Here is a 21240-nt window from a genome sequence, read left to right as displayed (position 1 = left end):
CGTGGTGCGCAAAGCGATCAGAACAGGAAGAGGGCCACCGGGTCCGTCTTGGCGACTCCGACCGGCCGTACTGAGCACCACACCCCCATTTCCGCGAGCAGCCGACCCGTCATCACGTCACCCCCTGTACCACCGCGGGCCCATCGTGGCCCGTCCACGATGCGGGTCTGGCTACCCACCTTCTGCAGAAGGAGGTCGCGATGCCGCACCGTCCCCGCTGGCTGGCATTCGCGCTGACAACCGTCCTCACCGGCTCGGGCGCCACCGTCCTGGCGGCCGAACCGGCCATGGCTGCCCAGACCATCGGCTACCCGACGTTCACCGGTTCCGCCATCCCGGCTCCACCGGTGGCGATGACCACCGGCAACACCATGCAGGCCAGCTACGACGCGGAGGCCGGCGGCACCGACTTCTGGATGGACCGGCTGCTCGCCCGCCCCGGCAACGACCCGGCGGGCACCTGGCTGATGACCCGTGGCCGCGCCGTCTTCATGAAGACGCACACCCCGTCGGTGCTCGGCTTCGGCGGCCAGGTCGCGTACTGGGAAAGCATCAGCGACCAGCCCGCGTTCACCGTCACGGCCGGCAGCGGCAGCTGGACCGAGCAGGTGGCGCAGCGCTGGCAGGCGCCGAGCCACTGGAGGAGCACGCACACCAATGGCTCGCTGCGGATGATGCAGACCAAGTTCATCACCCACAACAACGTGGCGGTGGACAACCTGGCGATCACCAACACCGGCAGCTCGTCGCAGACCGTGGCGCTGCGGGTGACCTCGCCGTACGCCACCACGGTGAACGGCAGCGAGCTGACCGGCCAGCGTGCCGTGAAGAACAACCTCACCACGCTGTACCCCCGGCTGTCCGGTGACGGTTTCACGGCCACCGGCGGCGCGCTGACCCGCAGCGTGCCCGTCGCGGCCGGCGCCACCGTCACGGTCAAGGTGCAGCTGGGCTTCGTGGCCAACGAGATCCCCGAGTCGCTCAGCGACTACAACGCCTTCCGCAACGCCAGCGCGCAGGACGCGTTCGCCACCCACGTGCGGGCGTACAACCTCTGGTGGGCGCAGAACCTGCCGTACATCGACGTCCCCGAGCCGGCCATCAAGAAGGAGATCTACTACCGCTGGTGGCTGATGCGCTTCAACCACCTGGACGCCAACATGCCCAGGGCTTTCGAATTCCCGATCTCGGTCGAGGGTGCGCTGGGCTACAACAACGCCATCGTGCTCACCCAGCCGATGCACATCGACGACCTGAAGTACCTACGCAACCCCGCATGGTCGTACGGGGACTGGCTGTCGGTCGGGAAGGTCTCCAACGGCGGTCGTTTCGTCGACAACCCGGGCGATCCGGAGAACTGGTCGAACAGCTACACCCAGTACATCGCCGAGGCGGCCTGGCGCAGCTACCAGATCCACGGCGGGCAGCCGGCCGTGGCCAACACCCTGGCGAGGTACGCCGAGGGTGACGTCAAGGGCCAGCTCTCCTACTACGATCGCGACAACAACGGCCTGATCGAGTACAACTGGGGCGCGCTCACCGGAAACGACGCCGACGCCGTGTCGTTCCACTGGCGCTCCGGCAACCTGGACCGCGCCGAGTCCGCGTACGTCTACAGTGGCGCCCTTGCCGCCAGCCAGGCCTACGCCGCGGTCGGCAACACCGCCAAGGCCGCCGAGATGCAGGCGATCGCCGACCGCATCAGAACCGCCCTCTCCACGGTCCTGTGGGACTCGACCAACAAACTGATCAAGCACCGGCACGTGGCGACCAACGCACTGGTGCCGTGGAAGGAGATCAACAACTATTACCCGTACTCGGTGGGCGCGATGCCGAACACCGACGAGTACCGGCAGGCCCTGCGCCTGTTCGCCGACCCGGCCGAATATCCGATCTTCCCGTTCTTCACCGCCAACCAGCGGGACAAGGCGGCGGCCGCGGCGGCCGGCCAGCCTGGCTCCAACAACTTCTCCACGATCAACTCGACGGTGCAGTTCCGGCTGTACTCCTCGGTGCTCCGCAACTACCCCAACCAGTGGATGAGCGCCGAGGACTACAAGAAGCTCCTCTACTGGAACACCTGGGCGCAGTACGTCGGCGGCAACACCCAGTGGCCGGACGCCAACGAGTTCTGGGCCGACTGGAACGCCTCGTCGAGGACCATCCAGTACCGCTCCTGGATCCACCACAACATTCTGGGCAGCAGCAACTTCACCGTGATCGAGGACGTAGCGGGCCTGCGGCCGCGCAACGACAACCAGGTCGAGCTCAGCCCCATCAACATCGGCTGGCCCAACTTCGCGGTCAACAACCTGCGCTACCGCAACGCCGACCTGAGCATCGTCTGGGACGACCCGGCCGACGGCGTGGTGAGGTACGCGGGCATCCCGCAGGGCTACTCGATCTTCATGAACGGGACCCGGGTGGCTACGGTCGACCGGCTGGTGCGGTTCGTCTGGAATCCGAACACCGGGGCGGTCACCTTCCCGAGCGGCAGCGCCACGATCACCTACAACCAGGCGTACGCGGGACTCCAGTCACCGTCCCAGGTGAGGCAGACCAGCACCCAGATGATCAGTATGTTCCGCAAGGTCGGCGTCGAGCTTGGCTAACGGTGCCACCGCCCAACCCCACCGCTGACCGGGCGTCCGGGTACGCATGCGGCTGGCTCGCAGACCCCGGCGATGAGGACGTTGCCTCATCGCCGGGGTCCTGGAGTTCCTGTCGACGCCCGTCGCCACAGCAGGTCATGAGGGATCGCAACCCGGCCCGCCGGTGCCCGCGTCCCAGCCCGTGATCTGCGAATGGCTGGTTGAGCCGCCCCCGCCCGTCAGTACGGCGAGCCCGGCACGTTGAGTCCGACCTGGTACAGACCGAAGTTGCCCCAGGTGCCGGAGGTGATGAAGAGGGTTCGGCCGTCGGGGCCACCAAAAGCGGCGTTGGTGCTGTTCCGGCCCGCGGAGATCGTGCCCAGCTTTTCGCCGCTGGGCGCGAAAACGTGGATTCGCCCGTCGGTGTGGGAGGCCCAGTAGATGTTGCCGGCGCAGTCCACCGTCGCGCCGTCCGGGCCGGCGATGTTCGCGAACACGGTGCGCCCACTGGTGCTGCCGTCCGGTAGGAGGTCGTACCGGTAGATGGTGTTGTCGGCGTTGCCACCCACGTAGAGGGTCGTCTCGTCCGGCGACAGCACAACCCCGTTGGGTTGGGACACGGTGCCGTCGACGAGGAACACCTCACCCCCGCTCACCCGGAAGACCCCGGTCATCCCGCCCAGTTCGTCCGGTCGGTTGCCGCGTTGGAAGTTCGGGTCGGTGACGTAGACGGTGCCGTCGGAGCGGATGGTGAGGTCGTTCGGGGAGTTGAAGCGCCGCCCCTGGAAACCGCTCGCCAGGGAGCTCCGGCTTCCGTCGAAGAGCTGGTACGACGACACGCTGCGCTGGTCGTGGGTGGCGGCGAGCAGCCGGGTGCCGTCTGCGGTCACGGCCAGCCCGTTGCTGCCGGCGTTCTCGCGGAACACATCGAACGTGTTCGGTGGGGTGAACCGGCGAATCGTCGAGGGCTGCACGTTCTCCGGGCCCGTACCGCCGCGCATATCGGAAAGGAGCAGTTGACCCGACTGGGCGAGCCAGACCGGTCCCTCCAGGAAGCTGAAGTTGCCGCTGATCCTGGTGGCGGCCACGCTGGTGGCGGGCAGCGGTGGAGGGTAGGAGGCGTCCGGCGTACAAGGGCCGGCCCTGCCGGCGGGGACTCCGGTGGCCGTCGGGCCGCCGGCGCGCACGGTGTCACCGGCATCCGCCGGGTCACCGGCGATCGTGGTGCTGATGGTCAGGGCGGTCAGCAGCGTCAAGGTGCCGGCCAGGGCGGCGGGGGCGGATCGTCGGGGCACCGTCGATTCCAATCAGGAGTGGGTGGACCTGCTCAGCTGCGGGGCGGCTCAGCGCGGACTCCACCGTCCGGCCGCTAGGTCGCGGCGTAGCTGGTCGCCATCGTGGGCGTGGTGATCGAGGCGCCGGACCAACGCCGGTCAGTACGAGCGTTCGCACGCCCGATCGGATCCATCGACGCGGATGCAGGGCAGCTCCCCGCGTTCCCCATCAATCGACGTCTATTTATATCACGACGTCACGGGAGGGCCGCTGCGGACGGCCCTGCCGTCCAGAGGCATCGGCATGGCGCCGGATCGTCGAGCGTCGCGCGATCCGACAGGAGGTATCGACTCAGCCAACCAACTGGTAGTGCTTCCTCATCTGGGTGTGCGGGCTGGGCCTGCGCCGACCGGGCGGATGAGTAGGTGTTGCAGGTCGCGGAGTACCGCGTACAGGCTCAGGCCGACGCTGTCGCTCTTGGGTGGGCGAGGCTCGGTTCACCGGTCGGCCCGCGAACTCGTCCGCGGTACGGGCCCGACGGCTGCCAGTCGGCCGCCGTCGGGCCGTACCCGTCGGCTTATCCCCCGATCCGGTAGGCGCGGATGATGGTCTGGTCCACCGTGTTACCGGCGGTGTCGGTCGCCCTGGCCCGCAGCGAGACGTATCCGTCGGCCGCGGGGTGCGGGACCCTCACGTACCAACCGCCCTGCTCACCGAGCACCGGCACCGGTCGCCACGTCTGGCCGTCGTCGAACGACGCCTCGACCGTCGGACGCAGAAGAGTTCCCGCCGCCGAGCCGGGCTGGGTCTCGACGGTGACCGGCACCCGGTACGTCAGGCCAGCCGGGGCGCTGTTGCGCTCGTCGAGCGCGGGCGTGAAGCGCACTACCGACAGCGGCAGCCGGAGCGGCTGGTCGCTGTCGACGTGTGCCGAGCGGAACGTCCACGCCACGCTCGCCCGGGTGGTGAGGGTGAGCGGTGCGGCCCGCTGGGCGTCGATCTGCAGCCGGTAGCCCGCGTCGCCGGCCGGCACGGTGAACTCCCCGCGCAGCGCGGCGGCCTCGGCGAGCAGCTTCCCGTCCCGGTAGAGGGCGATGTGCGGGTTCGACACGCGGCCGGAGACCCGCCGTCCCGAGCCCTCGGTGAAGATCGGCGGCGCCGCCAGGATGGTGTCACCCTGCCGGCTCACCCACTCGGGCGAGCTACCCGGACCGGCGAGGGAGGGCCCGAAGACGCCCCGGTTCCACCGCTCGTCGTAGCTCTGGCCGGCCCGGTACGCGACGTCGGGCTGCTCCGCCGTGGTCTGGATGTTGGCCGGCTGGCCGGGCCTGGGCACCCGTTCCTGGAACAACTTGGTCCACTGGACCTCACCGTCGGTGTTGAAGTACTCGGTGCGGGTGAACGGCAGGGTGAACGGCAGGACCGTCGTGGTGAAGTTGCCGGACAGACCGCGCGCCCTCGCGTACGCCGTTGTCGCGCCGGTGGTGCCCGTGCCCTGCGCGGCGTAGTTCTCGCGGACCGTGGCGAGAGACGACGGGCTCAGCCGGCGGTCGAGCCCGTTGAACATCCGCCCCTCACGGAACCAGGCGAGGTGGTAGGCGAACGGGCTGCCGTCGAGGCTGCCGTCGGGTCCGGGCAGGGCCAACACGCCGTTGATCTTTGTGGAGAACCCGTCCACGGCCTGGTCCGGGCCGATCTGGCCGGTGTAGGCCCGGTCGAAGCCGTCGAGGCTCCCCATGTTCATCTCCAGTGAGATGCCCGGCAGGTCGGCCGCCCTGGTCCGGGCGCTGAACTCACCCCAGACGCCCCGGGCGGCCGGGTTGGTCACGGTGACATTCACGGGCTTCGCCAGCCGGGCGTCCAGGGCCACGGTCTGCGCGCCGGTCAGGTCGAGCTGCGGCTGGGCGAGCAGGGTGGAGGTGAGCTGCTCGTCCTGACCCTCGAAGATGGCCGAGAAGATCGCGTAGCGTCCCCGGGGCAGTCGGAACTCCAGGGTGCCGTCCGTGCCGCCGGTGTCGTTCGCAGGAAATGAGTCGAACGTGTCGAGCCGGAAGGCGATGGCGCTGTAGTCCGTCGCCGGCGCGCCGGACCGCGTGGTCAGGACCAGGGTGAGCGGGTACCGCTCGGACTCCTTCTCCACCCCGAACGGGGTCCGTACCACCAGCCCGCCGCCGGACGCGGTCAGGTACCCGCCGAAGCGGCCGACCGGCGAGGAGATCCTGGTGTCGGCGTTGAGCCGGACCGTCGCGTCGCCACCGGCAGGCACGGTGACGGTCTGCCGGTCCAGGCTGAACATGCCGGCCGGTGCCGGGCTACCGTCCGGACCGATCGCCTGCCACGCCAGGGCCAGCGTCACGTCGGCGTCGCCGTGGTTGTGATAGGTGACGGTCCTGGTCAGCAGCGGGTCGTCGCCGTGCGGCCACTCCTGGAGGGGAAGGCTGACGCTGGCCGGGGCGGTGGTGACGCTCCGGCCGATCGCCGCAGCCACGTCGACCCGGCCCGCGCCCTGGCCGAGCAGGTCGATGGGGCTGGTGGGCTTGGTCGATCCCATCAGCGTGGACTTGAGCGAGGCCCCGGACCAGTCCGGGTGACGCTGGGCGAGCAGCGCCGCCGCTCCGGCCACGTGCGGGGTGGCCATCGACGTACCGGAGACGGTCGTGTAGGCCTCCCCCGGTTCGCCAAGCCGCCCGTCCTTGCTGTTGGCCGCCGTGATGTCGACGCCGGGAGCGGAGATGTCCGGCTTGAGCGCCCCGTCATCGCCGCGCGGGCCCCGGTTCGAGAAATCGGCCAACCGGTCGTCGGCGTCCACCGCGGCCACGGCCAGGGCCGCGTCCGCGCTCGCCGGGGAGCCGACCGCCGCTTCGCCGCCGTCGTTGCCGGAGGCGACGACGAAGAGGGTGCCGTACTGGTCGCTGAGGCGTTGGACCGCCTCCTCCACAGGGTCCGTGCCCGGTGTGTCGGGACCGCCGAGGCTCATGTTGACGATCGAGGCGTGCTGCTCGGCGGCGGCCCACTCCATGCCCGCGAGGATCCACGAGTCGGCGCAGCCGCCGTCCACGCACACCTTGCCGTCGAGCACCCGGGCGCCGGGCGCGACGCCCCGGTACCGGCCCTGCGACGCCGCCCCGCTGCCGACGATGGTGGAGGCCACGTGGGTACCGTGGCCGACCAGGTCCCGGTCGTCCTCCTCGCCCTCGGTGAAGTTCCGCGTGGCGATCACCTTGCCGGCCAGGTCCGGGTGGGTGGCGTCGATGCCGGTGTCCAGCACCGCCACGCGTACGCCGGTGCCGTCGTATCCGGCCTGCCAGGCTGCGGGCGCGCCGATCTGCGGCACGCTGACCTCGAGCGTCGGCCTGCGCAGCCCGTCCAGCCAGACCTTACCGATGCCGCCGCTCAGGCTCCGGGTCGCAGTGCCGTCAGCCGTGAGACTCCGCCAGAGCAGTCCGGTGTTCGACTTCGGCGCGCGGACCGCGAGCGCGTCCATCGCCGGCAGGTCCCGGCTCACGGTCGCGCCCGCCACGGCCGAGCGGGCCGACACCCGCGCGGCTTCCCCCCGGTACGTGACGATCAACGGCAGGTCGGCCCGGCCGTCGTGGTACCCGAAGTCGCGCAGGGCGGTGACGTCGAAGAGCCGGGCGTCCAGCAGCCCGGCCCGCAGCAGCGGCAGCGCGTCCGACGGAATCACGTGCAGGTGCCGGGCGTCGTCGCGGTACGACACGAACCGCACGTGCTCGCGTCCCGGCTGCCGCTCGACGCTGGTCCGCCCGTCGTCGGTCAGCAGCACCCGATCGCCGCTGATCAACGTCACGGTACGACTCGCGGGTGCCACCGCCCCGCCCGCCGGCGCCGGCGCTGCCTGCGCGCCGGCCTGCGGAGCCACCAGCAACGCGGCACCGAGACCGGTGGCGGAAAGCCAGGCGGCCAGCCTTCTTCCAGGACCCATGCGTCCTCCCCGTAACGAGATGTAAGAATGCTTCGATACTAGGGGACATGACGTAGGAAATCTTCAACGTCCCGCGCTGATTCCTCTCGGACCGCGCTCGCAGGCACCGTACGAGCCGCAGGCAGCTACCAGGTCCTCGAGCCGGCCACCCCACGGCACGCCTCCGCTGCCGGCCAGCCGGCCCCGGCCCACGAGACGACTGGTACCGGTGGCGCCGGCAAGCGGTGCAGCTGCCGCAATGGCCAGCGCGAGAGCCAGCTCGTCCAGACCCCAGCGGCGGATATCGCGCGAGTTCCAGCCGGTCAGCCAGTCCCCTTCGCTGTCAGGCCGAGAGTAGCTGTCGGAACACTATCAGCGACAACGCAGATGCTTTGCGTGACCATAGGCTCCAGTGCGATTCGAACCCGAACCCCGGCGTTATTGACGCCACGAAGGGACTTCCTATGTGGAAGAGACGATTCGCAGTCCTTGTCAGCGCGGTATTACTCGGATCGCTGACATTCGTCGTACCGGTCCGGGCCGGTGGACTCAACGACTCGATTTGGGCTGACCTGAACGGGGACCGGAGACTGGACCTCATCCATCCGGGCAGTTCCAGCGACCACCAGCAGTGCGCCATCAGCGTCCAGTGGGGCGGCACCGGCGCGGTCGAGGAGCACCCCTACCTGCCGCCGGGCGCCCAAGTACCAGTCTCACACTGCCCGGACATGGGCGTGGCGGTCGACCTCGGCGGCAACGGTAGTACCGAACTGATCGTCGGCTCGTTCCACGGCGGCCCGGTCGGCGCACAAGGCTCGATCTTCGTCCTGCGCAACTTCGTCCCTGAAGTGCTCGAGTCGTCCGAGATCCAGCTCAACGAGATCGGAACGGCCGACTTCAACGGCGACCGCCGCACCGACGTCTTCTGGTGGACCAACCAGGGCGCCGGATTCGTCACCTACCTGAACACGGCGGCCGGCCAACTTTCGTACGGACCGATCCAGCAGGACCAGGGCGAGATCAACGACCACCAGGTGGCGGACTTCGACGGCAACGGCGCAATGGACGCCCTGGTCGCCTTCCACACCGCCACAACCGAACCCTCCATGGGAGTAGTGGTGATCTTCGACGACGGAACCAAGGCGTGGTTGCACCAGGGTGACGACGGCGGCTGGACCGCCGAGGTGGTCGACGCCAACGCCGACGGCCGGCCCGACGTCCAGACCAGCGAAGGCCTCTTCCTGAACCGTGGTAACCGCACCTTTGGCACCGGGCCGATCGCCAACGACGACCTCGCACACGCGTACCGGACCACTGCCAAGGTGATCAAGGTACGGGACAACGACGTCGCCAGTCCCAGCGCCATCCTGAACATCGTCGTTCCACCCAAATATGGCTTCCTCACCAGCCACGACTCCCGATACGAGGTGGTCTACCAGCGCACCGCAGCCCATAAGCTGCAAGACAGCTTCGTCTACCGGCTCGCCCAGGACGGCCTTACCGACACCGGCACCGTGACCGTGAAGATGAAGGACTAGCGACGCGGGCGCGGGCGGCATCGGAGCTACCGCCGTCGCCCGCCGCCCCATGGAGTCAGCTCCTGGAGTCAGTCAGTGGCCAGCGCAACACATGACCGCTCGAAGCGTGTCGGATGCACACGGGCCGCCGTGCTACTCGCGCCCCCCAGGAAGATCAGCCTCTACCCCACGCGGATATGTACTTACGGTTCACAGCGGCAGCCCCCGGCCCCGGGTTTGTATCGCGGTCAGCCGCCAACGCATGGCCGACGGGTGCGGGTCGCCTGTCCCGACACCACGATCGAATACGACTGGGCGGTCCCGGACGTCTCCGGCGAGCGGCCGACACCCAGCGGCCGGGACGATTGGTCTGACGCCCTGCCGTCGGCGGCGGAGCGTACGCATCACGGCCCGGCCGGGCCGGTAGCTGCATTAAACTGAGGCGGTGACCGAGCGGCGTCCGCAGGGGCCCCTGCCTGGGCTGCTGGTCGGTCTGACCGTGGTATCCGGCCTGGTGGACGCGTTCAGCTTATTGAGCCTGGGCCGCGTGTTCGTGTCCAACATGACGGGCAACGTGGTGTTTCTCGGCTTCGCCATCGCCGGGACTGGCGGGGTTTCGATCGAGGCGAGTCTGCTGGCGTTGGTGGCCTTCGTGCTGGGCGCCCGGGTCGGCGGACGGTGGGCGGCCGACCGGACGCTGCACCGCGGCCGCCTGCTGGCGATCGCTACCGGAGTACAGGCCGGACTTGTCATCGTCGCCGCGATCGTGGTCAGCGTCGTCGGGATACCGAACCTCGCCACCCAGTTGGCACTGCTCGGGCTGCTCGGGCTGGCAATGGGCGGGCAGAACGGGGTGGTCCGTCGCCTCGGCGTGCCCGGCCTGCCCACCACCGTGCTGACCCGGACCATCACCGGCCTGGTAGTGGACGCCGGCCACGCGCCGCTGCCGGCACGGCCGCTGCTGTCCGTGCTTGCGTTGCTCTGCGGTGCGATCGTGGGCGCCGCCCTGCTGCGCTGGCTGGCCCTGCCCGCGCCGCTGTGGCTGGCCGCGCTGCTGCTGGTCGGGTACGGGATCGGCGCCGGGGTGGCCGCCGCTCGTCCCCGCTCGGACGACTGGCGCTGACCGGCGGCGCCGCTGCGGGCTGGGTCCTGGCCGGCGACGACGTCGTAGCCTGCCGGCCCGCCGCTCATTGCGCGGCGGTCAACTTCTGCCGCCGATCAGGTGCGGCACGGTCGCCAGAACCACTTGATCAGGTGTGTATTCATTTGCTGCCGTCCGTGCGCGCCACCACTAACTGGAGCCTTCATGTTCCGTCGCCGACCTCCGGTGTCGGTTGACATCCGGAACTGCCGAAGATAGTGCATCGTGGGCTCCGACTCGCACCCAAAGGCGAGTCTTATCAAAGAGATGCCCACCATCCGGCGAGCATCGATCATCTAGACCACGCCGGACAGGTACTCCTTACGTCGCTGCGGTTCGAACTTTTCGATCGCGTACCGCAGCATGACCCGTGGCATGACCCGGTAACGTCGCGCCAGGAACTCCTCCGCCGCCGCTCTGTCACGGTTGCCCGCCTCGCGCAGCATCCAACCCACCGCCTTGTGGACGAGGTCGTGTGGGTCGCGCAGGAGCCGTTCACTGAGCCGGAAGGTCCAATGGAAGTCGCCTGCTTTGATGAAGGCGAAAGTTGCCATGATGGCGATCCGCCGATCCCACACCAGGCTCGACTCGGCCAACCGATCCAGTACGCTCCGGTCCTTGTCGAGCAGCCAGGGGCCGACGATGTACGGCGCGGACGAATCCACCAGGTCCCAGTTGTTGATGCGGCCGGTGTTGGCGAGGACGATGCTGAAGATCCTGCCCCGTTCCTCCTCGTCCCCCTTGTTGAACTTTCGCACCAGGATGAAGAGCGACGTCAGCCTCTCCTCGTGCACGCCGCTCTTCAGCAGCGTCGCCGTTTCGGCTATGGAGAGGTCGCGCCAGTACCGGCCGGCCACCCTGCGCTGTTCCGGAACGGAGACGCCGATGGTCCGGTCGCCCTCGCCATACCCGCCGGGAATGATCTGCAAATACCGGCTCACTCCCTCCGCCCGGCGCGGGTCGGCGAGGCTGGCGAGTTCGTGGCGGACGTCCGCGGTCGTGGCCATGACTGTGCAATGTACCGCGACCGCCAATGCGGCACGTTGCCCAGCTTTCGGATCTCCCGAGGTGATCGCGACGTCAGCGATTGACCGGCAGTCCCGGTGTGGACCCGAGGTCGGGCTCGAACAGATCGATGACGTGGCGACGGCGGCGATCCACCGTCGCGGTCCACACCGGTCCAGGTCGGGGCGCCGAGGTCGACCGGGCCTTGGCCGACCTCGGCGACCGGCTGCGCGACACCGCCGGCTTCGCGCACGACCGGGAGCCCACGGTACGACGCTCCGCCGCCGACCGGGTCCGGCTCGTCTCGGTGTACGTCGCCCGGCCGGCCGGCAGCGAGCAGGCGGTCCAAACCCTGCGGGTTCTCAATGATCGGCCCTTGAGACCCGCCTAGCGGCCGACGGCGAACCCCGCCGTTCAGCCGGAGGTGGCGTCGAGCTTGCCGACCAGGCGGTCGCCGTAGCGGATCGGCGGCGCGGCAGCACAGCGTCGCTCGGCGGCCGGGCTGTGCATCTCCAACTGGCCGGTCGAACTCGAAGAAACTACGCCATCCGCTTGCGGTCGTAAGCCAGGCAGTCGATAGGCGACAGCGGGGCTGCCCACCGGAAACGGCTGGTCCAGTTGGAGCCGGATTGCTTCGGCTGGTTGCGGTGGTGGTGGTGCCTACTGGCTCTTCTCCTGTGCTCACTCCGGTCGGTGACCAGCCACAGAGGCGTGGACCTCGTCGCTCAGTCCGGAGGTGCCTGGTTTCGTCTCGGATTGTCAACGCCACCAGATTGTCGGGCCGAGCGTACGGAAGCCCATCGAACTGTAGAGCGGTAGTCCGGCCGCGGTCGCCGTCAGCACTTCCTCGACGTAGCGCTCCTCCCTCATCGGAGCGATCACTGCGGCATCGGCGGGACGGTGCCCTGTGCTGGTCCGACTCGACCACGTGATCGCCTACCGCGCCACCCACGCCGCTCCACATGGCCTTTCCGACGCCGTGGCGCGGGCTCTGGGTCATCCATCCGGCTCAGGGAAGGCGGCGGAAGCTCAAGATCGTGCGCGGACCGTCGATTGTGCATCCGCCAATCTGCTACCTACTCATGTAGAAAGCTAGGGTGAGCACTCGAGAGCAAGGTGATGCCAGCGCGATGGCGGATCCCGAGGCGGCGAAAGCAGCCGAACTCGTTGGCGCTGTGCGAAACGACCCCGCAGCGCGGCTGCGGCTCGCGGCGCAGTTCTACGACAGCAACAGCGGGGGTCCGACAATCAGGCCGTATCGGCGGGCCGAGATCGCGTTCATGCGCTGGCAGATCCAACGTGGGGTGCTGAACCCGGTCGACGCCGACGGTCAAGGCGGCGGTAGCCCATGGTGGCGCGCGGTCAACGAAGGCCTTCTCCGCGACGCTTTCGAAGCCAACCTTCGGCTGCGCTCTGGGCAGCTGACGGCTGGCAGCGCGCCGGTTGAGCGCTGGATGGCATTCCTCCGGACGCCTACACCAAGGACGTGGTACCGGGCGCACAACAGCAGCATCGTCGCCGGGTACCTGGCCCACCGCCATCTCGTGGAGGCCGAACTTCCGGTAGAGAAGTTCTTCATGGACGTGGCGCTATTGCGCGTGCTCTACGCCGATTGCCTGCTGTCCAACCCCAGGCTGGCATTGGGCCACTTCGCCCCGCTTGGGCCGGTGCTCGGTGACCCCCGACGCAAGGGCACGGCCGTCTTTCTGTCGCTTAACAACATCCTGCCGGCCAGCTACCCGATCCAGGAACGTGAGCTCGTCAGCGTACTCGAGGCTGAGAACTATCTCGGACGTCTCATCGACTACGGCGCCATCCTTCCCCGCGCTCAGGCGCTCTACGAACACGCTGCGGATGATCTCGAGCAACCTAAACTGCTTCAGTTGGTCCGCGCTGACGGGCCAGCTTATGCCTGGCCGCCCGAGCACGGCTACGCATGGCTCAGTCGGCGGCCACGCATGACCGCGATGGTCACAAGACTGACCGGCTGGCGGTCCCGCAGAGGAGTGCGCGAGGTGCGATCCCGAGTTGCGTCACGGAGCGGTCGACCCAGCCGGCCACGTCGATGACCCGAGCGCGATGCTCCAGCTCGTTGAGTTGGGCGCGCGATCAAGAGGAGCCCAGATGGTCCTCATGCGCCGTTGAGCGCCACTCAGTGCAGCGTCGTGCTTGTGCAGCGGATCGGTGGGACGCGTCATGCGGACGCGGAGATCACGCACTCGGCGAAGTCTCGGCCAGCGAAGCGCCGAATTAGCATGGACTAATATAAGGCGAAGCTGTTAGTGTGCGCCCGTTCACTCGAGAACTGGAGCGCTCCGTCATGAAGTACACCGTCTCGATCGAGATCGCCCTGCCCCGGGAGAGGGTGGCCCAGCTGCTCGCCGACCCGGAACACCTGCCGAAGTGGCTGCACGGCCTGGTGCTGCACGAGCCGCTGAGTGGGGTACACGGGCAGGTCGGCACCACGTCGCGAGTCGTGATGCAGATGGGGCGGCAGAAAATCGAGTGCACAGAGACCATCACGCGCCGGGAACCGGTGGACCTGCACGGGATCCCGAGCGAGAGCATCGTTCATTTCGACCGCGAAATCGTCGGCAAGGGCATGTGGAGCGCCGTGCGTGAGCGCCTGATCCAAGCCGGTCCGGAGACGACGCTGTGGGAGAGCGAAAGCGAGTACCGGTTCAGCGGCTTGCTGACGCGGCTGGTTGGGCTCCTCATGCCCGCCGCCTTCCGAAAGCAGTCGCAACAGCACATGCAGGACTTCAAGGCCTTCGCCGAACAGGGAGAAGACGTCCGCGAAGCGAAGCGCTGACCAGACGCGAACATCCGCCGCGATCCGGGCGCTCCCTCGGTCGGAGTCGTCCCGCCCCGCTCGGCCCAGGCGCGCTGGCCGGCGTCGCACGGCATGTGTGTGTGGACACGTACACCGGCGGCGAGCCGCGTCGCCACGCCAGAGCGATAGCCTGAACCTCAGGCGCGTACCCGGTGAGCAGCGCGACCAGGGCCAGGACAGTGACGGCGAGCAGGCCGATCGCGACTCCCTGACAGTGCGGGCAGCGCAGGTGTCAGTGCTCATCGGTGAAGTCCAGACTAATCGACGACCTGGCCGCCGCCGACCGCACCGGCGAAAACCATGGCCGGGTACGCCGCCCGCGTCGCCCTCATCGTCACGCGCGCCGAACTGCAAGGCACTGTCGACCCCGAGAAACTCCGCGAGGCGGTGGCCCAACCGATGCGGATCCGCAGCCTGCTCGGCCGGATGGGCGGACTGCTCAACCAGGCCGTCACCGCGCTGCACTCCACCGGCCAACCGCCGGCGCACCTCGCCGACGCCGTCGCCCGGTGCAGCGCCGCGATCGAGCGCACCGAAGACGCCACCTCCCCGTGGTCAACCCGGCCCGCCGTCGACGTCGCCAACCCTGACGATGCGAATTGTGAAGTGCGTCAGGAACGGGACAGCACGATCTAGGTCGATGGACTTGAATGCGTCTCAGGCGGGGGAAGCGGGGCGATCCGGATCAACCATGCCTGGCCAGGGCTGAGCGTCGATCCCCTCCTGGGCAAGACCTGTCCTTTCGACCTCTACCCAGGAGAGACACCGTGCGAAGGTTCAGATTTCTCGCCGGGGCGGCCGCGGTGGCCGTCCTCGTGGCGATGTCACCGGCGGCGCCCGCGAGGGCGACCGACAGCGGAGCGTCAGCAGGAAGCAACGCGGCGCCGGGGGCCGCGCCGCGGTTGTTGGGCACCCTGAGCACCGCGGACATCGCGCGGCACGACCGCGCCCGGAAGCCGGACGTGGTGGAATCCACGGCGACCGTCGCCGCCGGGACCAGCTGTGTGACCACCGCCCCCGGATCGAAGGAGCGGGCGCTCGGCGCGGTCAGCTCGTGCACCCGGCTAACCCCGACGGTCCGGACGAAGCGGGTCTCCCGGGCGGCCGACCCCTGCGACATCGGCCAGTCCGGATACTGGATCTACACGCGGTCCGGTTCGTGCTTCAAGGACTTCGAGGGGGAGTACTGGCTCCTCGACGACCGAGGCCGGATCATCGGCACCGCCGAGTTCCTGGCCAGCGGCAGCATGACGCTCAGCCCCGGCCGGGCGACGTTCACCGAGCACCTGACCGTCACGGTCACCGACACCGACCGGCAGGTGCTGGCCCTCAACATCGCGATGGACGCCGCGTGCACCGGCGCCTGCTCGATGGCCGACGCCAACCCGTGGGACGGGATGGTCACCCTCGTCGAGGGCGCCTCGGCCTCCGGCACGGTGACCTACGCGGCCAGCCCGTCCGCCGGGACGCAGACGAACATCCAGACCAGCTACCACATGTTCGTCGTCGCGCTCGGCGCCATCCCGATCCAGCCCAACTACAACTGGTCCAACCCGTGGAACGTGCGCTGCGACAACTCGCTCGCCGTCTCCGGCACCACCGGCTGCGTCTACGCGGCCGTGCGGGCCCAGCTGGTCCTGCCGCTCAGCCAGTACCGCGCGGCGGCGGCGACGTACGCGTTCGCCCAGATCTACCTGATCGACCACTGGGGCGCCGAGGACAGCCCGCTGCGCCGCCAGGCCGACACCGCGATCGCCAACTCGAACCGGCGGGCGACCTGCGAGACGCCGCTCGACCCGTTCATCCCGTTCGACGACTCGGTCGTGGTGGACGACTCGTGCGACGAGTACCCGTTCGCGGCCACCCAACAGGGCGGCACGACGGGCAGCTTCTGCGCCGACATCGTGGCGCTGCAGGAGGCCGACGGGCTTTGGTACTTCTACGAGGCGCGGGCCGACAAGCCGGTCGACTTCAACGAGCCGTGCGTGCGCGGGCACGTGCCGCTCGGTGAGAACGAGTCCGCCGGCGGGAAGGTCGGCAGCCTTCCGCAGTCGGAGCGGGTCATCGACAACGAGGCCTACACGGTCGCGATCACCTGATCACGAAGCGGTGGGTCGCGTCGCCGGCGCGGCCCACCGCGTGATGGCCCTGACAACCGCCGAGGCCGCGAGCTGGCGGGCCGCCGAGGCGAGAGGATGGACCTCATGGCGAATCGCGATCCGGGACCCTGGCAGCTGGCCGGCGAGGTCGGCTTCACGGTCACGTTCGGCCGTGGCCTCGATCCGGGCGCGATGCTGGCCGCCTACGGGGCCGATCCGGCGAGCGCGCGAGCGCTGACCCACGCACAGGCCCGGGACGCCCTTCCGACCGAGTGGGGCCGGCCGCTGCTGCGTGCCGGGATGCTCGACGGCGCTGGGGCCGCGCCGGCACCCGTACCCCCGTGGGCTTTTTGTCTCGAGGAGTGGGGCACGGAGGGTGGGCGTGCCGAGGTGCTTGCCGCCCTGTCCGCCGGCGGCGGCGCGGCCCTCGCGTTGGTGGTCGGCCCGGGGATGGGCAGCTTCCACGACTACCGCGACGGGGCGCGGGTTGAGATGTTCGAGCCGGGGATGTCCTACTCGCCGAGGGGGGAGCGGCCGCACCGGTTCTACGAGCGGACCGAGGCGATCGCGCGGCGCGAGGGCCTGCCCGCCGACCGGGCTTGCCTGCTGGCGATTGAGGAGCACGTCGGCGTCGTCCTCCGCGCCGACCTGCTGGCGGGGCCGCTGGCCACGCTGGTGCTGGCCACCCCGCTGCCGCCGGCGCCACCCCTGGCCCGGCCCGGCCGACCGCCGGGGCGGCTGATCGGCCGTCTGGACCTCTCGGCGACCCGTCCGATCCCGCCACCGGAGAGCTGAGCCCCTCTTGGATCGCCTCGACGTTCTCGCTGCTGGCAAGGAAGCCCTTGGGTGGGGTGTGTTTCGCCAACGGTGTTTGCGAGACACCCCGATGAGGCGCAGACGCCGCACACCGGCGATGTACGTGAGCGAGCCTGACCACTTCCGACTTTGGGAAGAGGTCGCTTCCACGACACGAGCCGGGGGGTGACCTCTTCCGAGTTTCAGAAGATGTCGGGGCTCCGCATCGCGCCCGTTCAACACCTTGATCAAATACCTGCCATGACCCGTGCCTTCGAATCGAAGGCGACAGAGATCATCTCGGCGCCCGCTCCCAGGCAGTGCAGCGACAGCTCGGCAGCTGACAACGCCGTTCGCGTTCGACGTTGTAAGCCACATACGCGGAGTTCCCGGCAGGTCAGTGGAAAGACGGAGGAAGATGCCTGCTCGACGGTTCAGCGCGATCCGTGGACGAAAGCCGGGAGAAGGCTCGCCAACGCCAAAGATGGCGGGGCATCTGCCGGATCGCGACGGGCCGGGGCCACTCGCCGGCGCGGAACCACGCTTCGGCGCCGCCGTCGACGACGACGACGCTGCCACTCATGAACGCCGCCGCGGGCGAGAGCATCATCATCACCCAGTCGGCGAGGTGGCCGGGGTCGCCCACTCCGCCGATCGGGTTGGGGAACGACTGAAACGCCCTGGCCGCGACCGGGTCCGCCAGTTCCGCGTCGAGCAGCGGCGTCTTCACCGGTCCCGGGGCAATCACATTGAGCCTGATCCCAGCACCGGCCCACGCCGGAGTTACTGCCGCGCGCCGTGCCCAGTCGGCCACCGCGAGCTTCGACGCCGCATAAGCGAAGTTGGGGGCGGCCCGCCCGAATATCCGCGCCCTCCGCACCGCTTGTTCGATCTTGCCAGCGCGAATGGCACGGAACACCATCCGGGGCACGTGAGGCATGACGGTGGGCGAGTTGCTGCCAAAGACCACGGCCCGAGCATCACCGCTCGCCGCGAGCGCCGGCCGCAGGGCAGTCAGCAGCTCGACCGAGCCCAGGTAGTTAATCTGTGCGATCCTCCGCGTGCAGTCGGGACCGGGCACGGGCCCGATCCCGGCGGCGACTACCGCGCCGTCGAGTACACCACCGGACCGCTCGAGTATCGCGGCGGCCGCTGCCGAGCGGCCTTCCCCTGTCGAGAGGTCGGCGATGATCTCGGCGCCGTGCAGATCCACACCGATCACCAAGTGTCCGGCCGCGCTCAGCCGCTCGGTCACCGCAGCGCCCATCCCCGATGCCGAACCCGTCACTGCGTAACTGCCCATGCGAATCCTTGTCTCTGTGGGAACACCGATTACTGCTGAGCGAATACGCCGCCGCGACAACGACGTTGTTGACGGTTGCGGTGACGGTGCGGGTAACCGCTTCGGCTCCCCCGTTGCCTTGCTCGAGTTGCTCGGCGCGGGTGATCACGGAGAGGTCCAGGGGCTCCCGCGGTGGAACTGGCGCGGGGTACCGCTTCCCGGGAACAGCGCCCCAAGCGGGACGACCCGGGGCTGCGGTTCCACACCGTCGACGAGCACGGCACGAACGTCGGAGATCAGGCGTGCCCGGCGCCCGGCAGGCCAGAGACCACGTCGATCTCCCTTCGACAGCCGGCGTGGTGGACATGCCTATGACACCAGCCCCCACAGCCGCCCATCAGTGACAGCACGTCACGGATCCGTGTGACGTCGTGTCACTGGCTACACATCGAGGACCTGGTCCGAACCCGCGGGATGCTCGATGATCTGATCGCTGCCAACCAGGCGCACCGCGTGACGCTCGTCCGCGCATGACTTGGGCCACAGCCGGACCAGGGGGAACCGGACCGATGCCGACCAGTTGACCCACCGCATCGCTCATGCGTTCCGGGTATAGGTTCGGTGGGTGGACGTCGTTGCCGCCTGCCGGGCGTTCGTGGCCGTCAGCGGCCACGGCAGCTTCACCTCCGGCGCCGCCGCTGCGGGCATCCCCCAGTCGGTGGCCAGTCGCCGCATCGCCGCCCTGGAGGAGCACTTCGGGGCGCGGCTGTTCGACCGGTCGTCCCGGGCTGTCCGGTTGACCCCGTTCGGGCAGGACATGCTGCCGCCGGCACGGCGGCTGGTCGACCTCGCCGACGCCATGGCCGACGACGCCGAGCGGGCGCGGCTACGCCCTCTTCGAGTCGCCGTGCCCGAGATCTGCCCGCCGAACCGCCTCGCCGCGCTGATGACCGCGGGACGACGGCAGCGAGTCCACCTGGAGGTACGACCGGCCGGTCCGCAGGAGCGCGCCCGGCTCTGCCAGACCCTCGAGGTCAGCGCCGGGATCGTGGCTGTTCCGGAAGGGACGGCGACCTGGCGCGTTCCGCTCGGACTGGCTGCCCGGAACCCCTTCCCGGCGCCGACGGTATTCCTGGAGACGCTGCGTACCGGCCGAGCCGGCGCGCAGGCACGTCGGCGGATCCTGATCCAGCCCGAGGACGACGTCCCGCATCTGCGTGACCTGTTGACCCGGGCCGGCCAGTCGGTCGGTCTGGCGCCGGCTCAGGTGACGGTCGCGCCGTCCCTCGTCGATGCCGCGGCGGCGGCCCTGGGCTCTCCCGACCTGTTGCTGTGTTCGCCCCAGCAGGCCGAAGATTTCGGGCTGCACTGGTGCCCCCTCGCCGGCCCCCGACTCGTGCGGGGGTACGACATCGCCGCCGGAGTCTCCGAAGATCTCGAACAGCTGAGAACGATCCTGCATGCCGACATCGCGCGATGCCTGGGCGCTCCCGACCGCCGCCGGACGCCGATCGAGGGTCCAACAGCCGAACACCGGTCAGCGGAAGAGCCGACATGAGCGTCACCGCAGTGCTGCGCAATGCCCGTGACCTGCTCGAAGAGGCGGGGCTGCACGGGTCCTTCCTCGTCCGCAACCTCGACACCGGCGAGGAGATCGGCTTCGACGCGGACACCCTGTACCCGTCGGCGTCGCTGGTGAAGGTGCCGCTGGCAGTCGCGGTCCTGGAACGTGTCGCGCGTGGGGAACTCGACCCCACGATGCCGGTAGACATCGCGCCCGGTCTGATCACCACACCGGGCCCGACCGGACTGAGCCGATTCCGCCACCCCGCGCGGGTCGCCCTGGACGACCTGCTCTACCTGAGCACCTCCATCAGCGACGGTGTCGCCGCCGACGCCCTGTTCGACCTCACCCCACCGGCCGCTGTCGCCGCCGAACTGCGGCGACTACGCCTTGCGGGCATCACCGTCCGGCACCGGATCAGCGACCTCACCGAGACGCCGGCGGAACGCTTCGACCCCGACGAGGTACACCTGGCTCACTCCCTCGCCATCGGCGCCACGACCGCCGGGCAGGGCCACCCCGTCGCCCAGCTCGACGTCACCCGCGCCAACACCGGATCAGCCCGGGCCTTCGTCGACCTGCTGCACGCACTCTGGCGGCGGCCCTCGACGATCCACGAGACCACCGCGGCACGGGTACGCGCCCTGATGGGCGACAACATGCTCCGGCAGCGGCTCGCACCCGACTTCACCTCCGACGCCTCCCGCTGGTCGTCGAAGACCGGCACCCTGCTGCACCTGCGGCACGAGATGGGCGTGGTGGACCACGTCGACGGACAGTCGTACGCGGTCGCCGCACTCACCGCCTCCCGTGTGCCGGCCGTCACGCAACCCGGCAGCGAGGCGACGATGGCGCATGTCGCGCGAACACTGCACGACCACCTGCGGACGGGCACCCTGCCATGGTGGAGTTAGCCAGCTCGTGGCCCTGGCCGCTCGCGCAGCCAGACGAGCACGGCCATGCCGATGTTGACGGCGGCAAGGATCAGCAGGGATGCGTCGCCCGAGTCGGTGGACCGGTCGATCGCGAAGGCCTCGCCACCCGCGGCGCGATCATCGGGAAAGTTCCTCTCGGGCTCGGATCGGTGATGTGCTCACGGGCGAACACCGTGCCGTGGGGCACACTCCGGTCAAATGGAGGCGTCTCGGCCCGGAATCCGCCGGTTGAAGGCAGAGGATCGGCGAGTGCGCAGGGCTGTAGGCAGAGACGCACCGCC

General features: G+C 69.2%; 15 protein-coding genes. 11 read left to right on the top strand and 4 right to left on the bottom strand.

From position 1 onward, the window contains the following. Positions 1-200: 200 nt before the first annotated feature. Positions 201-2612 (top strand): MGH1-like glycoside hydrolase domain-containing protein, encoded by a 2412-nt coding sequence (locus tag H4W31_RS19550; protein WP_225945597.1) that lies wholly within the window; start codon positions 201-203, stop codon positions 2610-2612. A 218-nt stretch (positions 2613-2830) separates the two neighbouring features. Here H4W31_RS19550 and H4W31_RS19545 read toward each other — a convergent pair whose 3' ends face one another. Continuing rightward, entirely contained in the window at positions 2831-3886 is a 1056-nt protein-coding gene (locus H4W31_RS19545) for an SMP-30/gluconolactonase/LRE family protein (RefSeq protein ID WP_318783276.1), read from the bottom strand. 557 nt (positions 3887-4443) lie between these two features. Beyond that, positions 4444-7809 (bottom strand): S8 family serine peptidase, encoded by a 3366-nt coding sequence (locus tag H4W31_RS19540; RefSeq protein ID WP_192767978.1) that lies wholly within the window; start codon positions 7807-7809, stop codon positions 4444-4446. Positions 7810-8252: 443 nt separating this feature from the next. Here H4W31_RS19540 and H4W31_RS19535 point away from each other — a divergent pair, with 443 nt between their 5' ends. Further along, positions 8253-9326: an FG-GAP repeat domain-containing protein gene (locus H4W31_RS19535; RefSeq protein ID WP_192767977.1), complete on the top strand. Its 1074-nt coding sequence runs from the start codon at positions 8253-8255 to the stop codon at positions 9324-9326. A gap of 424 nt (positions 9327-9750) precedes the next feature. Next, complete coding sequence (locus tag H4W31_RS19530) at positions 9751-10428, top strand: YoaK family protein (RefSeq protein ID WP_192767976.1); 678 nt, start codon at positions 9751-9753, stop codon at positions 10426-10428. 314 nt (positions 10429-10742) lie between these two features. On the opposite strand, the gene H4W31_RS19525 is transcribed toward H4W31_RS19530, so the two are convergent. After that, entirely contained in the window at positions 10743-11453 is a 711-nt protein-coding gene (locus tag H4W31_RS19525) for a DNA alkylation repair protein (protein ID WP_192767975.1), read from the bottom strand. Positions 11454-11581: 128 nt separating this feature from the next. Between H4W31_RS19525 and H4W31_RS19520 the strand changes: the two genes are divergently transcribed. The 6 genes from H4W31_RS19520 (at position 11582) to H4W31_RS19495 (ending at position 17178) form a co-directional block, all read left to right on the top strand. Then, on the top strand, positions 11582-11842 hold the full coding sequence (locus H4W31_RS19520) for a hypothetical protein (RefSeq protein WP_192767974.1): 261 nt from the start codon (positions 11582-11584) through the stop codon (positions 11840-11842). Between the two features lie 706 nt (positions 11843-12548). Beyond that, positions 12549-13520 carry a hypothetical protein gene (locus H4W31_RS19515; protein WP_192767973.1) on the top strand — a complete coding sequence of 324 codons (972 nt, stop codon included), beginning with the start codon at positions 12549-12551 and terminating at the stop codon, positions 13518-13520. Between the two features lie 251 nt (positions 13521-13771). Then, complete coding sequence (locus H4W31_RS19510) at positions 13772-14263, top strand: SRPBCC family protein (RefSeq protein WP_192767972.1); 492 nt, start codon at positions 13772-13774, stop codon at positions 14261-14263. A 321-nt stretch (positions 14264-14584) separates the two neighbouring features. After that, complete coding sequence (locus H4W31_RS19505) at positions 14585-14920, top strand: hypothetical protein (RefSeq protein WP_192767971.1); 336 nt, start codon at positions 14585-14587, stop codon at positions 14918-14920. Between the two features lie 131 nt (positions 14921-15051). After that, positions 15052-16383 (top strand): NucA/NucB deoxyribonuclease domain-containing protein, encoded by a 1332-nt coding sequence (locus H4W31_RS19500; RefSeq protein ID WP_192767970.1) that lies wholly within the window; start codon positions 15052-15054, stop codon positions 16381-16383. A gap of 105 nt (positions 16384-16488) precedes the next feature. Next, positions 16489-17178, top strand: coding sequence for a DUF6461 domain-containing protein (locus tag H4W31_RS19495; protein WP_192767969.1), 690 nt, complete (start codon positions 16489-16491; stop codon positions 17176-17178). Between the two features lie 397 nt (positions 17179-17575). Here H4W31_RS19495 and H4W31_RS19490 read toward each other — a convergent pair whose 3' ends face one another. Next, complete coding sequence (locus H4W31_RS19490) at positions 17576-18481, bottom strand: SDR family oxidoreductase (protein ID WP_192767968.1); 906 nt, start codon at positions 18479-18481, stop codon at positions 17576-17578. 604 nt (positions 18482-19085) lie between these two features. On the opposite strand from H4W31_RS19490, the gene H4W31_RS19485 reads away from it, so the two are divergent. Together H4W31_RS19485 and H4W31_RS19480 are read left to right on the top strand one after the other, a co-directional pair. Then, the gene (locus H4W31_RS19485) at positions 19086-20018 is read left to right on the top strand and encodes a LysR family transcriptional regulator (protein WP_192767967.1); all 933 of its coding nucleotides are present in this window, start codon (positions 19086-19088) and stop codon (positions 20016-20018) included. Beyond that, positions 20015-20938, top strand: coding sequence for a serine hydrolase (locus tag H4W31_RS19480; protein ID WP_192767966.1), 924 nt, complete (start codon positions 20015-20017; stop codon positions 20936-20938). Before H4W31_RS19485 ends, H4W31_RS19480 begins: the two co-directional genes overlap by 4 nt. Positions 20939-21240 lie beyond the last annotated feature (302 nt).

It is taken from the genome of Plantactinospora soyae, assembly GCF_014874095.1.
GTDB lineage: Bacteria > Actinomycetota > Actinomycetes > Mycobacteriales > Micromonosporaceae > Plantactinospora > Plantactinospora soyae.
Note: the sequence above shows the minus strand (reverse complement) of the source record. Positions and strands in the feature narration are given on the sequence as shown.

Coding starts and splice junctions, on each gene's coding strand:
- H4W31_RS19550 (WP_225945597.1), top strand. CDS start 201: ATGCCGCACCGTCCCCGCTGGCTGGCATTCGCGCTGACAACCGTCCTC.
- H4W31_RS19540 (WP_192767978.1), bottom strand. CDS start 7,809: ATGGGTCCTGGAAGAAGGCTGGCCGCCTGGCTTTCCGCCACCGGTCTC.
- H4W31_RS19535 (WP_192767977.1), top strand. CDS start 8,253: ATGTGGAAGAGACGATTCGCAGTCCTTGTCAGCGCGGTATTACTCGGA.
- H4W31_RS19525 (WP_192767975.1), bottom strand. CDS start 11,453: ATGGCCACGACCGCGGACGTCCGCCACGAACTCGCCAGCCTCGCCGAC.
- H4W31_RS19520 (WP_192767974.1), top strand. CDS start 11,582: ATGACGTGGCGACGGCGGCGATCCACCGTCGCGGTCCACACCGGTCCA.
- H4W31_RS19510 (WP_192767972.1), top strand. CDS start 13,772: ATGAAGTACACCGTCTCGATCGAGATCGCCCTGCCCCGGGAGAGGGTG.
- H4W31_RS19505 (WP_192767971.1), top strand. CDS start 14,585: ATGGCCGGGTACGCCGCCCGCGTCGCCCTCATCGTCACGCGCGCCGAA.
- H4W31_RS19495 (WP_192767969.1), top strand. CDS start 16,489: ATGGCGAATCGCGATCCGGGACCCTGGCAGCTGGCCGGCGAGGTCGGC.
- H4W31_RS19490 (WP_192767968.1), bottom strand. CDS start 18,481: ATGGGCAGTTACGCAGTGACGGGTTCGGCATCGGGGATGGGCGCTGCG.
- H4W31_RS19480 (WP_192767966.1), top strand. CDS start 20,015: ATGAGCGTCACCGCAGTGCTGCGCAATGCCCGTGACCTGCTCGAAGAG.